This is a genomic window from Pseudomonas sp. RL, assembly GCF_000647775.1.
Taxonomy (GTDB): Bacteria; Pseudomonadota; Gammaproteobacteria; order Pseudomonadales; family Pseudomonadaceae; genus Serpens; species Serpens flexibilis.
Map to the genome: position 1 here is coordinate 1 of NZ_JBOY01000111.1, position 12,790 is coordinate 12,790.

A 12,790-nucleotide genomic window follows, 5' to 3' on the forward strand; every position below is an offset into this window, starting at 1 on the left:
TTAATGGCGAGGATTTTCGCCTAAATCGGTGTCCGGGATCAGTAGGCCACTACACTCGGCATGCCTGTGGCGATCTGCTGCTGAATACGTCTGCTGGCCTGCTAAACCGCGCAGCGAGGTATCCGGCAGCCAGCGGCTCCACGCGCGGGATGGCGCTATTTAAATGAACTGCACCATTCATTGCTGCATCGGCTCACAGTAGATACTCACCTTCCCTTGCGTCTCCGACTATTCTGCCAACGGTGCTTGCGAAACCTCCTGTCCTGGCCATCACATCGCGAACCGTCGGGTTGGCAAGCGTCTCGGACAATAGCTGGCGGCACTCATTCTCCGTCAGGGTCCCCGACAATTGTCGTGGTGGTGGCTTCGATCGAGAGGTCTTCATGCTGCAACAGCACACCGAGGGAGCACAATGCCCACGCAACCTCACCCGAGCCTGGCAGAACGATTCGGCCGTCGGCTGGGCTTAGGCTGGCGGGCTTACCTTCGGCTGGAGCGCCAAACAGTAGCCCAGACGCTTGAGCGTGGCGTGCCACGAGCTATCACTATCAGCGGCCTATGGCTCGTGCGGCTGCTGATAATGGGAGGCTTGCTCTACGTCGCATCTTGGGTGGGGTTGCTGTTGGCTGTGTTGGTGCTGGTCGCCTGGGTGGCCTGCCGGCCGTCTGTTCCTGCAGATGAACAGCCCCAATGGCGCATGGGTGCAGCTGGTTTTGGGCTCTATCGAGGCGACATTCGTATCGATCCTGGCGATGATCCCTTCGAAGACGACTAGGTCAATTTATCTACAGCCTTGCTTGCCGCCGTCTTCGAGCCGTCCGTAGACAACGTCATCATCTGGGTAAAATTGCCCGCCCTCACCCCCGCCCACGCCAGCGCCGCAATCCAGAACGACGGCAACACGATGAACATCGTGGCCATCACGAAATTGAGCAGCATGTCCCCGAACGCATTGTTCAGCCCCATCAGTGCGTTGAAGTTGCTGTGCGGCCGGTTCCAGCCGAAGCCCCAACCATAGAGCGCATCGACGATGGTCGAGTCGAGCCAGCGGGCGAGCTGGAACCAGAAGTCCACGAAGAACAGCGCGAACTGCACCACGCTCACCGTGACCAGGGTTCGCAGATCGTAGGTGCCGATCAGCAGTACCAGCGGGATGCAGATCACCAAGGCCATCTTCAGCAGGGCCAGGACCATCGGCAGGGCCTGGCGCACCATGTCCATGGCCGGAAAGTACCCCATCGCCCCCAGCGTCAGCCCCAGGTCGCCAGCGGCGCGGGTGACGATGTTGGTGCGGGTCATTTCCACCTGGCCGCCGTAATCGGTGTAGACCGCCCCCTGGTTGAGTTTCTGCTGCCGGGGCGCCGCCAGCGCGCGAATCACCGAATCCCCCACCTGCTGCGGGGTGAGGAAGCCCGCCCAGCCGGCCAGCCGGCTCAGCAGTCCCGGATCGACCTGGTCCAGCAGGCGCGCTCGCAAACCGATCTCCGGCGCGGCCCACCATTCCCGGCAGGTTGGGTACCCCCCTGCTCCGGGCAGCTCGGCCAGGCCGGCATCGCGCTGACCGTCGTATGCCCAGGCGGCGCGCGGCGTTGCGGAGCGGTAGCTGTCGTAGAAACCTGCGGTATCGACGAAGTAGTTCGAGCCGATCCAGCTCACATCGTGCATCTGCTCCTCGCTCAGGCTCGGGCGGCGCATGAACAGCCGGGCCCGCGCCGCACCGTAGCAGTCACGACTGAAGTCGCTCACCTCCTGTGCCAGCAGCGGGTCATCGATACGCGTCGCGTCGATGTCCATGCGCATCTGCCGCAGGTCCGTGCCGCAGGGAATCGCCGCCACCGCTGCTCCGGTGATCGAGCGCGACAGCGCGTGCATGAAGAACCACCACACCGGCACTCTGGCCGACTGGTTGTTGAGCGTGCTGAACGACTGCGACCAGCCGGTATCGCTCGGCAACGGCACGTTGACCTGGCATTGCTGCGAGCGCGAGCGGTCGTGCTGGATCGTCGAGAAGTCGACATCGATAAACGGAACGCCGGCGAACAGGATGACCCCGATGGCCACGAACACCCGGTTCTCGATGCGCGCCGCGGAGAGGACATCCTTGTTGCCTTCGTCGGCGCCTTCCGCGCGGGCCTTCAGCCATTCCTGCAGCACGATGGCCAGGAATGGCAGCGCAAACACGCCACTGGCGACCAGCACCATCCAGATGCCGTTATGGATCAGCCAGCCCACCAGGGTGAGGTAGTACTCCAGATAGTCGCCGGTGATGAGCATCATCAGGCACTCCACGGCGCTGACAGCAGCAGGCTGGCTTCCAGCGCGATCAGTACCAGCACGGCGGCGACTTCGACGCGCACCAGCCGGCCGGCAGCAACCCCATCCGGCTCCCTAGCACGCAACCGGCCCCGCATCCACAGCCACGCCCAGGCCGTCCCTGCATACAGCAGCACTCGCCAGACCAGCAAGGCGGTACTGTGCGCGCTCAGCCAGCGCACCCAGCCGGCGACATCACCCGCCAGCCTGATGCCGACCAGGTTCGCCAGCAGGCTGACAATCAGCAGCGCAGGAACCCAGGCCAATGCACCGGCCAGCGGCCGCAATCGGCGCAGCCCGCTCATGGCGTTCCTCCGGGCTGCTGCAACAGATCGAGACGGTTGCGCAGCGGGTCCCCTTCATAGACACCGCGTGAGCCGGCGGCGCGCCGGCCATGCCGCTGGATGATCATCATCGGCGCGTTGTTGGCCAGCTCGTGACGCAGCTCCAGCTCCGTCTTGAGGTTGCGGATCTCGCGTTCAAGCAGGTCGCTCTCGCGGGTGATGGCTGCCTGGGCCAGCTCGTTGGCCGCCACATTCGGCTCCTTGCGGCCGGTGAGCAGCGTGCGCTGCAGCAGCAAGGCCTTCTCCAGCACGCTGGCCAGGGCGATCTCTGAAGCCAGGCGGCGGACCAGCAGTTCCTGATCCGGCTCATCACGCAGCGCCTCGATCACGCCCCGGGTGATGGGCAGCGACACACTGCCGGCGGCACGCAGATCATCGGCACGGGTTGGTCGACTGCCATCGACCAGCTCCTGAAGCACCTGCAGCCGCTCTTCAAATTCCTCCTGGATCAGCGGTGTCAGGCCGGCGCCGGGCGTGGTGACGGTCTTGGCGCAGGACTCGCAGGTACGCTGCTCCTGCTCGCCCAGCACCCGCACCGCCCAGGCGGCTGCGGCATCCGGTGAACGCCAGGTCTCGCAGGCGAGGTTGCCGACACAGTCAGCCGGCGCGATGGGATCCGCCTCGGTGGCGGCGCGGCCGTTGAGCAAGTTGAAGCCGGCGCGGGTCACGTCGCCCACCAGGCTTACCGGGCGCTGGGCCGCACCGCCAGCCGGCTCGCCGCCCACCCAGGGCACGCCCTGATTGCCGCGACTGGCTTCGGCCATATCGATGGCCGATACCGCATCGCCACCGGCCACGGCCTGCTTCAGCGCCATGCCCTCGGCCAGTTGATCCCAACCAAGCTGCCCTCCGGCCATGTCAGCCATCCGCCCGGCGATGGCGCGACAGGTCATCTTCGAGCGATCGAAATCCAGCCGCGCCTGCAGCACACCGTTGGTGAGCAGGTTGTACAGACCGGGATCGGCGCGCTGAATGATCAGCGCCGGCAGCGAGGCCACCGCCGCCGTGGCGTTCTGGATCACCGTGGACATGATGCTCTGAAACCCATCGGTGACGCCGTTCAACTGGTTCTGCAGTGTGGTGGTCAGGCTCATGTCGCCGCAAATCAGGTTGCTGTTCCAGCCCATGCCCACGCCCAGCGAGCGCATGTTGGCCGCCCCGCTCATCGACACCGCGCGACCGCCGCCGATGCTGTACAGCACATCGTCACCGATGACGCTGCCCTGTTGCTGTACGGTCTGCGCGTAAGCACCCAGTGACCCCATCCATCCCGCCATCAGCAGGGCTCGGCCAAGACGCATCAGCGCGCTCTCCATCATGGGAATTCCATGCTGCCGAGCAGCACCTGCCCCTGCCGCTGACAGCAGCTATAAGGTCGCCACAGCGCCCAGGCGTAATCGCCGCGCTGTGCCTGCTGTCTGGGCATGTCATGGGGAAAGACTGCGCAACGATCGGACAGCGTCGGCGTCAGCTCCTGCCACTTGCCGGTGCTGGCATTGCCCTCCAGCAACCCACCGGCCGGCCAGTAGCCGTCGCGCGCCTCGCCCAGCAGCGGCTGGTACACGTGGATCTGGTTGCGACGCGTGACGATGTCGCCGGCACGCTGGGCCACCACCGCAGCGGCCTTGTAGTCATCCACCTGGTGCAGAAAGCCGCCACGCGGGTAGACGGTGCCCCACAGAATGCCGGACTGGCGTGAACCGATCTCACGAAGCCCGAGGCTCAGCGCCTCCGGGTAGAGGGATTCGGGCAGGTTGTAACGCCAGGCCGGGGTATCGAACGTGCTCAGCAGGTAGGGACGAAACGCCGTGCCGGCGCCTTCGCAGCTGTAACCCATGCTGCCGGCGAACTGGCTGAACAGCGCCCCGGCCGGATGGCCGATCACATCGGCGTTTTTGAAGCGCGCCAGATTGTTCTCATGCGCCTGATTGGTAGTGCCGTCGCCGCCAGCCCGGGCTGTAGCGTTCGGTGGACTCAATACGGCCATCTCGGCCCACGAGTTCTCGCCCGTGTTCGAATAGCTGGAAACCACCGCGTCCGGAACGTAGTGGCTGACCCTGACCGAGGTCCGCACGCTGCAGCCAAACGGCGTGCAGTACAGCCAGTAGCAGATGCCGCTGATGCGGTACTCCAGACAGTCCGGTGACAAAGCCGCAGCCACGATAGCGGCGGTGTTCAAGGCGAAGGCCGGAGCGGCGCCGACCGTCAGCAGGGCCATGCCGAAACGCAGGCGCCGTGTGGAGGTGAACGCCAAGCGCTTCATGGCTGCGCCCTCCGCCACTGCTCGACCCTGATGGCCGCCCGGACCACGTCGGGCTCGCCATACACCACGTAACGCCCGCCCACCACCACCGCAGGGATCTTGGCGACACCCAGACGCCAGGCTTCGATGACGTCCTGGTACGCCTGCCGCAGGCCCTGATGCATGTCACCCCACAAGCGGCCCCGTACCTGCGCCTCTCTGGGAACACTCGAAAGCCGGCCGGACAGCTCGGTCTCAATTCGAGCCGGCGCATCGAGCTTGATCAGTCGGTCGGCTTCACCCCGGACGGGGTGCCAGCGATCGGTGATGACCCAGACCGGCGACTTGGTAGTGCTCGCATCCGCCAGCGTACCGGCCGAAGTCAGGGCCAGCGGCAATAGTCCGAGGGAGGCACGGGCGAGAAGAAGGCGAAGCATGGCGCGGCACTCAGAAGCTCTTCACCCCCGTAGTGCAACGCAGGATGGGGTGAACTGGCGACCGCGAATAGGAAGCATGGGCGCTCCGGATTCGCTTGGCTCCTGTCAAAATCGAGCCAGGTTAGCGGGCATCGCGCCGACATATGCCAATAGAGACCTTCGTGACCGGCTGCTTTCGGCCAGAAGCGGCCCTTGAACTGGCTGATGGCCCCAAAAAATACAGCGGATACGGGATCGTTCAACGCTTGCCAAGGCAAAAGGGGCTCTTCGACGAACGTCATAGACCCCAGACGCGCCTGGCTGCTAGTGATAGCCTTCGAATACCATTTAGCTGTTGAGAACTTCACATGATGCTAGGTCCTCCGCTGGACAACAAAATCATTTCTGATCAGATCCATATGGCTGAAAAAATGCTGGAGGTTGCGCGTAACGAGCTTGAAGACGAACGGGGGCAGATGGTTAGTGCGCTGGCTGGGGAGAAGCGAGCCAAAGCTTTTATCGAATTTCTTGAACGCACTGATGAACGTCAAAGCGCTCTGTCCCCCTTCCACTCAATCCGTGATAACTACCTTTCGGCCGGTTTTGGCGGATTCCAAGCAGGCGAGCTTGAGAGGCATAGGGACTACCTCAACCATGTGATTTCCCATGCTCGAAGAAAAGAAGATGAAGTGCGACGATTAGAAGATATGGTGGCGCTGCTGGAGAAAGACATCAGCCAATTGCAAGCCGTCGAAGGGCATGCGTTCGGCGGGATCCTGCATTTTTTTGGAGTCAAAGACAGATGCTGGGGGGAAACCGCATTATACAACCAGGCCATCATGGTTACCTACCACAGAGATTGAATCCGCCCAGCAGAAGTTGGTGAACGCCAATCTGACACCTAGCCTGCATGATCACGGGCCGTCCGCTGCCCCCCAGAATGTTATGCCTGGGGACGGCCGGCCACCCGTAGACGTGTGCCAAACCATCGTTATTGGTCGAAAGCTGCCTTCTACTCGCGGCAGCTTTGGGTCAATAGCAGACGCTCAATTCCGTAACCGTGGTGGATCGTTCCCCGATAATCTCCCCTATCTTGCTCCCCCTAGCCTCTTCACAATCAGCCGCACCGCCAGCCGTAGTAGTACCGATTGTGCGGCGCATGCTCGGCCAGATGCTCCCGAAGGAACCACTGCGGATGCTTGAGCTACCAGCGCCAAGTATGGCGAGCTTAGGCACCCAGACGGCGGATGGTCAGCGCGGCGCGCTGTTCGATAAGCGTGACGATTTGCTCGATCACCGGCTCGCCCGCAAATGGCGAGGTCGCCTGCAGCGCACGTGCGGTGGCAGTTAGTATGCGGGCTATGGCGAGGATGCGCTTGCGGGTCTGCGCCCAGGCCAGCCCGGAGGCTTCGGCAAACTGTTGCCAGTGCCGGGCCTCGACCTCACTGAATTTGTATTTGCTGCCCAGCTTCATCGCCATCTTCGGCGTGAGGCTGGGGTAGATGGCCGTCGACAGCACGTCGTAGAGCGGCGCCAGAATTGGAGCGGCCTTGCGGGATGAGCCCGCGTACAGCAGCGAGAAGTTCTTGGCGTGCGCGTCATGGTTACCGACCAGCGCGTTGAGAATCACGTAGTCCAGCAGACGCAGCACCTGGGGAGCGCTGGGGCGGGTCACGCGGCGCAGCAGGTCGAAGCAGGCGGTCAGATCGGGGCCGCCTTCGTTCTGGTATTTCAGTTCGGGCACCACACCGAGCGCCTGGCACAGGTCCTCCTGATGTAGGCGCACCGGCTGGCCTTGGGCGCTGGGCAGGCGGTCGTAGCGGGTGACCAGCAGGAAGCGGCGGCCCTCCGCTTCGCGCACCTGCGCCTCGGCGACGGACAGTTGTAGGGCGCGGGCCAGCGCGAGGCAAAAGCCTTCGTTGATCACGCTGTTATCCACGGCGTGAATCGGCGGTTTCAGAATGTGTGTGCTGGGGTATCCGCCCAAGGGCAGGCCAACACGCTGGCCATCGAACACCACCGGCAGCTTGTCCTGGGCGCCGGCGAGCGAAAGACGCAGGCCATCCTGGCCGGCCAGCATCGGCCGGCGAGGGAGTTCGTCGATGAGCGTGGCCAGCGCAGCCTCCTCCAGCCATTGCACGCCTCCGGAGTGGTCGGTCGGCGGAGCCGCATCCTTGGGCAGCAAAGTGACGGCGCCCGCGCATTCACCCCCGATGGCGGCCAGCAGGGCGAAATCGTTTTGTCGCGAGACTTGGAGCTGTTGTGAGATCAGGCGCCGTAGCTGGCCTTCCGGCAAAAGACCGGCGAAGAACGGGCGGGCCGCATGGTCGCCGAAGGGTTCCGCCTGCAACGGCAACGAACAGGACAGCGCTATCGCGGCGGGGTTGGTCAGCCAGTCGGAGTGGTACCGGAAGCTCAGCCGTCCCTCCGGCAGGGACAGGGTGCCGACCTTCGCGCCGGCCAGCCAGACCTCGAGTTCATGCGCCATGGTGTGCGGTTTCCTCGTTCGTCTGATCCGCAAGCCCGTCGAGCTGCAGTTCGCCGCCCAAGGCATCGATCACTCGCAGTACCTGTTCCAGGCGCACGGTGGGCTTGCCGGCTTCCAGTTCAACCACGAAGCGCACACCGACCCCTGCGGCCAGTGCGAGGTCGGCCTGGGTAAGTCCCAATTGCTTGCGTGCCCCCCTTAGCAAATTGCCGAGGGTGTGTGCGGAATCGATAGGTGTCATGTGGTGTGGTCGCTGGATTTTCCCGTTCGGGAACATTAGCAGCGGAAAATGCCCGAAAGCAAGTAAACATTCCTGATCGGGAAATTTTGGTAAAAGTAAGCTTTTGGGGGAGTGAAATGATCCTGATCGGGAAAAACTACCGATTCCCGATGGGGTCGCCGTCTCAGCAAACAGATCATCGTTGAACTCGCTCTGAATTGAAGTCCGAGCCTCGGGCAGCCAATCCCATATCCGCTCTCGCAACTACCTGCACCCCACCCGCCACAACTGTTCCAGCCGCGTCGTATAGCCCGGACTCAGTAGTTCCTGCTTCATCCCCCACGCGGGCTGCGCAGGCACCCGCCCCGGGTGGATGGTATCTCTACCCCAGCGGCCATTGATTCGGTCCATGATGCCCATCAGTTGCTCGGCGGCGGCCGGTTGGGTCTCGGCGAACAGATCATCAGTGAATTCGCCTCGCTGACGCAGGTCCAGCAACAGGACCTCGGCTTTGGCGTAGGCATATCCTTCGCGGAACACCTGCTCCAGCCCTTCCATTGCCGCGCGGATGAGCAGCCGGGTGTCATCACTGGGGTACGGCAGGGTGACCACGATGCCTTTGGCGAACTTTACCTCGTCGGGGTTGAACATGCCGGTGCGGATACTGACGCGCAGTTGGCGGCACAATGAGCGCTGCGCGCGCAACTTTTCCGCCGCGCGTGTGGTGTATGCGGCGACCGCCTCGCGAATCGGCGCCAGCTCGGTCTGCCGCATGCCGAATGCCCGCGAGCAGCAAATAGCCTGCCGGGGCGGCGCCACTTCCTCCAGCTCCAGGCACGGTATGCCACGCAGTTCACGGGCGGTCTTCTCGACCACCACGCTGAAACGCTTGCGCAGGGTCCGGGTATCGGCCTGGGCAAGGTCCCAGGCAGTGATGATATTCATCTCCTGAAGACTGGCCGTCAGGCGCCGGCCGATCCCCCATACCTCCGCGACTGGCATCACCCGCAACAGCTTTTCGCGGCGGACGGGGTCACGCAGATCCACCACCCCACCGGTCTGTCGCTGCCACGTCTTCGCCGCATGATTGGCCAGCTTGGCCAGCGTCTTGGTGGTGCTGATGCCCACCCCGACTGGTATGCCGGTGCACTGCAGTACCTGGGAGCGGATCCTGCGCCCGAGGAATTCCAGGTCAGTCGGCAACCCGGTCAGGTCCGCGAACGACTCATCAATGGAGTACACCTCCACCCGCGGCACCAGACCCTCGATGACCGTCATCACCCGCTGGCTGAGGTCGCCATACAGCGCGTAATTGCTGGAGAACGCCACGATGCCGTGCTTCCGGAGCAGGCCTTTGATCTTGAAGTAGGGCTCGCCCATCTTCACGAACGGCTTGGCATCAGCGCTGCGCGCGATTACGCAGCCATCGTTGTTGGACAGCACCACCACCGGCGTGCGCTGCAGGTCGGGCCGGAACACCCGCTCGCAACTGGCGTAGAAGGAGTTGCAGTCGATCAGCGCAACGACGGGCTCAGTAGTGGCCATGGCTGCGAATGCTGTAACGAACCACGCCCCACACGCTCAGTTCCTCACCCTCCAGCAGATAGCGCGGCGCGTAACGTGGGTTTGCCGAGCGCAGCAGCACCTGATCGTTCTGGCGGTCGTAGATTTTCACCAGCGGCTCGTTGTTCAGCACCGCGATCACCACCTGGCCAGGCTCGGGCAGGCACGAGCGGTCGATGACCAGCAGGTCCTGATCGTAGATGCCGACCCCGGTCATGCTGTGCCCATCGGCGCGAGCCAGAAAGGTGTGCGGCGCACGCAGGCCCAGCAGCTCATCCAAGGAAATCGGCTCCTCCAGGTGATCCTGCGCCGGCGAAGGAAATCCCGCCGGGATCCGGTAGGCATAAAAGGGAAAGCGGAGCGCCGGCGAAGGAGCGGACGCCCCGAGCAGCGTGATGCGCATGGATGAATACTCAAATACTGTATATTTAAACAGTAACGCGTATTCAGCTCACCCTCAAGCGCACCCGGGTTGCGAGCTCCTGCTCGAAGCCTACGCAAGCTTGCCTAGAACTCCAGAGGTGAACGGTCGCGGCAGACTACCCCCACACGTCGATCAGGGAGCCGCAGACATAACCATGACCACCCAGCAATACCGCAAATGCGCCAGCATCATCCAGCGCGGCCGTCGCCGCCGCGGCAGTGCCGGCCCCCGGGGCCGGCGTGTTCGGCACCAACATCACCGACGCAGGCGCCATGGCCATCGCCATCGCCACCTTCAAGAAGAACGCCGCGCTGCGCCAACCCGTGCGTACTCTCACCAAGGAGGTTGCCAAGCATTCCGGGGCTGGGCCAATGGATGGCGCCGGGCATCTCCTTCGCGATGATCGAAGCGGCCGGCTAACCCTGCGCCTGGAGCCGCGTGGGTATGACCTCGAAGGGCGCCCGCTTCGGTGAATCCGCACGAGCATGAGGATTCCTGGCGAAAAGTGCCCGGATTTGATGGGAAGCCCCACGCTCATGAGGATTTTTTACCGCAACTCCACCCCAGCCAACGGCTCAATCCCCCGCTCGCGATCAATCCGCTCGGCCACCCGGAAGGCCGCCTCCAGCTCGCTGATGCCGTGCTCGCGCATAAGCCGGTAGCGTTCGGCTTTTTCCTCCGGCTCGGTCTGGGCCAGCGCCAGGTACAGGCTGGGCGGTACGGCACGGAACAGGAGTTCCAGCGACTTGCCGAGGATCACTCCCTCGCTGAACTTGCCCGCCTCCTTGCGCGCCGAGAGCATCAACGCCTTCTGCGCCGGCGAGAGCTCGCGAAAGCGGGCGATCTTCTCCACTTCCGCCGGCGGCATCGACAGGCAGATCCACCACTCGATCATGTTGAGCATCGGTTCGGCCGCCTGCGGCAGGTCGTCGATGTTCTGGGTCGCCAGCCAGTACCAGGCGCCGAGCTTGCGCCACATCTTGGTGATCTTCACCACGTAGGGGGCCAGCAGCGGGTTCTTGGTGATGATGTGCCCTTCGTCCGTGACGTTGATGATCGGCCGGCCGAGAAACTGGTCACGTTCGGCGATGTTGTTGACCGTATTGATCAGCGAGCTGTAGGCGATCGACAGCTGCGCGTTGTAGCCCTCGCGGGCGAAGGTCGCCAGGTCGACGATGGTGATGTCGGCCTCCGGCCAGGGCGTGCCGTCACGGTCGAACAGTTCGCCGTCGGCGCCCTGGCAGAGCATGTCCATGGCGTCGGCCATTTCCAGCAGGCGGGTGCGCCGCACCTCCGCCAGCGCCGTATCCAGGGCCCGGTCACGCAGTGCGTCGCGCACGTCGCGGGTCAGCACCGTGCGCTGCTCCGTGCTGCAGCGGCGCGCCGCGGCCAGGATGCACAGGCGGATCAGACTGCGGTCGGCGCGTGTCATGCGCGCCTCCTCCTTGTCCTCGCCGCCGGTGATCATCAGCCGCGCGGTGATCTCCAGCTCGCCCAGCACGTCGCGCTGCTCGTCACCATCAACCGCGATCTCCCCTTCGTCCAAGGCATCGGCGTCCAGCGTGCTGACCTGCGCCGGCGTGTCCACCAGACGCCGGGCATCGGCGAATGGCGCCAGGCTCACGCCGGTACCGGGAGCCAGCGTCACGCGGTGCACACTGAGCCCCAGGCGCGCGGCGAATTCGCCGAACAGGCCGAAACTGTTGCCGGCCTCGACGATGAACAGCCGCGGACGGTAGATGGCCGTGACCTGGGTGAGGATGTTGTTGAGCGCCGCCGACTTGCCCGAGCCGGTCGGACCGAACAGGAACAGGTGGGCGTTCATCTGCCGGTCGAGCCGGTTCAGCGGATCGAAGGTGACGGTGCCGCCGCCCCGGTTGAAGAAAGTGATGCCCGGATGTCCGGTGCCCTGGCTGCGCCCCCACACCGGCGCCAGATTGGCCGCGTGCTGGGCGAACAGCAGTTGCGTGTACCACTGGCGCTTGTCGGCGGCCGGGTCGAACACACAGGGCAGCCAGCGCAGATAGCTGTTCAGCGGCGCTACTTCGTCGTCCTCGCGCACCGGCTGCAGGCCGGCGTTGAGCATCACGTTGGCCAGCTGCAGACCCCGAGCGTCCAGCTCGGCCGCATCGCGGCCGCGCAGGTAGAGGGCCAGCGTGCCCCGGTACAGCTTGTGGGCGCCGCCGATCAGGCCGCGTGCCGTCTGCACGTCCTGACGGGCCTGCTCCGAGGCTAGCGTGTCGCCCACCGCTTTGCGCGCCAGATGGTTGAGGCGCGCCTCCAGCACATCCTGCGGCGTGACCACCAGGGTCAGGCACAGCAACGTGTCCTCAGGCAACTGATCGAACAGCGCACTGACGGCATCGCCACCCTTGCGAGTCTCGCCGGTGAGATGACCAGGCGCCGGCGGCACGCGCAGACGATCCATCACCACCACCCGGTGCGGCATCCCGTCGAAGAACCACAGCCCCTGCGCGGCATCGGATCGCGGCTGGGTGAAAAACAGACGTTGGGCGAAGTCGGTGCCGCTGGCCAGCTCCACCTCCCCCGCTTCTTGTTCCGAGGGATAGCGGGTCAGCGCATAAAAGCGCTCGCGCGCCTCGGCGTCAGTGCCCAGCACGGTCGGGTTGGGATTGAACCAGCGCAGCAACCAGTCGTGGATGTCCGCCGCACCCAGCCGCCGGGCCTTCACCCCGGCATTGGCCAGACCTCCCGGCAGGCGCTCGCAGAGGGTGGCCAGCGCCTGCTCGGGCGACGCCCCGCGCCGGGCCCCAGCCTCC

The 12,790-nt window shown here is 64.3% G+C and carries 13 protein-coding genes; 3 read left to right on the top strand and 10 right to left on the bottom strand.

Going from position 1 to position 12,790, the window contains the following annotated elements:
* Positions 1 to 412 precede the first annotated feature (412 nt).
* Positions 413 to 775, top strand: a complete 363-nt coding sequence (locus AS93_RS20380; RefSeq protein WP_081798325.1) for a DUF3742 family protein — start codon at positions 413 to 415, stop codon at positions 773 to 775.
* Here AS93_RS20380 and AS93_RS0115335 read toward each other — a convergent pair.
* The 5 genes from AS93_RS0115335 to AS93_RS0115355 are packed head-to-tail and all read right to left on the bottom strand — an operon-like array spanning position 772 to position 5,336.
* Positions 772 to 2,277: a conjugal transfer protein TraG N-terminal domain-containing protein gene (locus AS93_RS0115335; RefSeq protein WP_027591427.1), complete on the bottom strand. Its 1,506-nt coding sequence runs from the start codon at positions 2,275 to 2,277 to the stop codon at positions 772 to 774. The genes AS93_RS20380 and AS93_RS0115335 overlap by 4 nt on opposite strands.
* The gene (locus AS93_RS0115340; protein ID WP_027591428.1) at positions 2,277 to 2,618 is read right to left on the bottom strand and encodes a hypothetical protein; all 342 of its coding nucleotides are present in this window, start codon (positions 2,616 to 2,618) and stop codon (positions 2,277 to 2,279) included. The genes AS93_RS0115335 and AS93_RS0115340 overlap by 1 nt, the downstream gene beginning before the upstream one ends.
* A complete protein-coding gene (locus tag AS93_RS0115345) occupies positions 2,615 to 3,934 on the bottom strand; it encodes an integrating conjugative element protein (RefSeq protein ID WP_051587508.1) in 1,320 nt (439 codons plus the stop codon). The genes AS93_RS0115340 and AS93_RS0115345 overlap by 4 nt, the downstream gene beginning before the upstream one ends.
* Before the next feature lie 38 nt (positions 3,935 to 3,972).
* A complete protein-coding gene (locus tag AS93_RS0115350) occupies positions 3,973 to 4,920 on the bottom strand; it encodes a TIGR03756 family integrating conjugative element protein (protein ID WP_027591430.1) in 948 nt (315 codons plus the stop codon).
* Positions 4,917 to 5,336: a TIGR03757 family integrating conjugative element protein gene (locus tag AS93_RS0115355; protein ID WP_027591431.1), complete on the bottom strand. Its 420-nt coding sequence runs from the start codon at positions 5,334 to 5,336 to the stop codon at positions 4,917 to 4,919. Before AS93_RS0115355 ends, AS93_RS0115350 begins: the two co-directional genes overlap by 4 nt.
* Before the next feature lie 347 nt (positions 5,337 to 5,683).
* Between AS93_RS0115355 and AS93_RS0115360 the strand changes: the two genes are divergently transcribed.
* Complete coding sequence (locus tag AS93_RS0115360) at positions 5,684 to 6,178, top strand: hypothetical protein (protein WP_027591432.1); 495 nt, start codon at positions 5,684 to 5,686, stop codon at positions 6,176 to 6,178.
* A 365-nt stretch (positions 6,179 to 6,543) separates the two neighbouring features.
* On the opposite strand, the gene AS93_RS0115365 is transcribed toward AS93_RS0115360, so the two are convergent.
* The 4 genes from AS93_RS0115365 to AS93_RS0115380 all read right to left on the bottom strand — a co-directional run bounded on the left by AS93_RS0115365 (position 6,544) and on the right by AS93_RS0115380 (position 9,989).
* Positions 6,544 to 7,803: a type II toxin-antitoxin system HipA family toxin gene (locus tag AS93_RS0115365; protein WP_027591433.1), complete on the bottom strand. Its 1,260-nt coding sequence runs from the start codon at positions 7,801 to 7,803 to the stop codon at positions 6,544 to 6,546.
* On the bottom strand, positions 7,793 to 8,044 hold the full coding sequence (locus AS93_RS0115370) for a helix-turn-helix transcriptional regulator (RefSeq protein ID WP_027591434.1): 252 nt from the start codon (positions 8,042 to 8,044) through the stop codon (positions 7,793 to 7,795). Before AS93_RS0115370 ends, AS93_RS0115365 begins: the two co-directional genes overlap by 11 nt.
* A 243-nt stretch (positions 8,045 to 8,287) precedes the next feature.
* Positions 8,288 to 9,568: a translesion error-prone DNA polymerase V subunit UmuC gene (gene umuC / locus AS93_RS0115375; protein WP_027591435.1), complete on the bottom strand. Its 1,281-nt coding sequence runs from the start codon at positions 9,566 to 9,568 to the stop codon at positions 8,288 to 8,290.
* Entirely contained in the window at positions 9,555 to 9,989 is a 435-nt protein-coding gene (locus AS93_RS0115380) for a S24 family peptidase (protein WP_027591436.1), read from the bottom strand. The genes umuC and AS93_RS0115380 overlap by 14 nt, the downstream gene beginning before the upstream one ends.
* Before the next feature lie 260 nt (positions 9,990 to 10,249).
* Here AS93_RS0115380 and AS93_RS0115385 point away from each other — a divergent pair, with 260 nt between their 5' ends.
* Positions 10,250 to 10,483, top strand: coding sequence for a hypothetical protein (locus AS93_RS0115385; RefSeq protein WP_155956160.1), 234 nt, complete (start codon positions 10,250 to 10,252; stop codon positions 10,481 to 10,483).
* 74 nt (positions 10,484 to 10,557) lie between these two features.
* Here AS93_RS0115385 and AS93_RS0115390 read toward each other — a convergent pair.
* On the bottom strand, positions 10,558 to 12,790 hold a 2,233-nt coding region (locus tag AS93_RS0115390), incomplete at its 5' end, for a conjugative transfer ATPase (protein ID WP_027591438.1).

What these genes read in the sequence shown, in the direction of transcription:
- AS93_RS20380 (WP_081798325.1), top strand. Translation starts at nt 413, where the DNA reads ATGCCCACGCAACCTCACCCGAGCCTGGCAGAACGATTCGGCCGTCGG.
- AS93_RS0115335 (WP_027591427.1), bottom strand. Translation starts at nt 2,277, where the DNA reads ATGATGCTCATCACCGGCGACTATCTGGAGTACTACCTCACCCTGGTG.
- AS93_RS0115340 (WP_027591428.1), bottom strand. Translation starts at nt 2,618, where the DNA reads ATGAGCGGGCTGCGCCGATTGCGGCCGCTGGCCGGTGCATTGGCCTGG.
- AS93_RS0115345 (WP_051587508.1), bottom strand. Translation starts at nt 3,934, where the DNA reads ATGGCGGGATGGATGGGGTCACTGGGTGCTTACGCGCAGACCGTACAG.
- AS93_RS0115350 (WP_027591430.1), bottom strand. Translation starts at nt 4,920, where the DNA reads ATGAAGCGCTTGGCGTTCACCTCCACACGGCGCCTGCGTTTCGGCATG.
- AS93_RS0115355 (WP_027591431.1), bottom strand. Translation starts at nt 5,336, where the DNA reads ATGCTTCGCCTTCTTCTCGCCCGTGCCTCCCTCGGACTATTGCCGCTG.
- AS93_RS0115360 (WP_027591432.1), top strand. Translation starts at nt 5,684, where the DNA reads ATGATGCTAGGTCCTCCGCTGGACAACAAAATCATTTCTGATCAGATC.
- AS93_RS0115365 (WP_027591433.1), bottom strand. Translation starts at nt 7,803, where the DNA reads ATGGCGCATGAACTCGAGGTCTGGCTGGCCGGCGCGAAGGTCGGCACC.
- AS93_RS0115370 (WP_027591434.1), bottom strand. Translation starts at nt 8,044, where the DNA reads ATGACACCTATCGATTCCGCACACACCCTCGGCAATTTGCTAAGGGGG.
- umuC (WP_027591435.1), bottom strand. Translation starts at nt 9,568, where the DNA reads ATGGCCACTACTGAGCCCGTCGTTGCGCTGATCGACTGCAACTCCTTC.
- AS93_RS0115380 (WP_027591436.1), bottom strand. Translation starts at nt 9,989, where the DNA reads ATGCGCATCACGCTGCTCGGGGCGTCCGCTCCTTCGCCGGCGCTCCGC.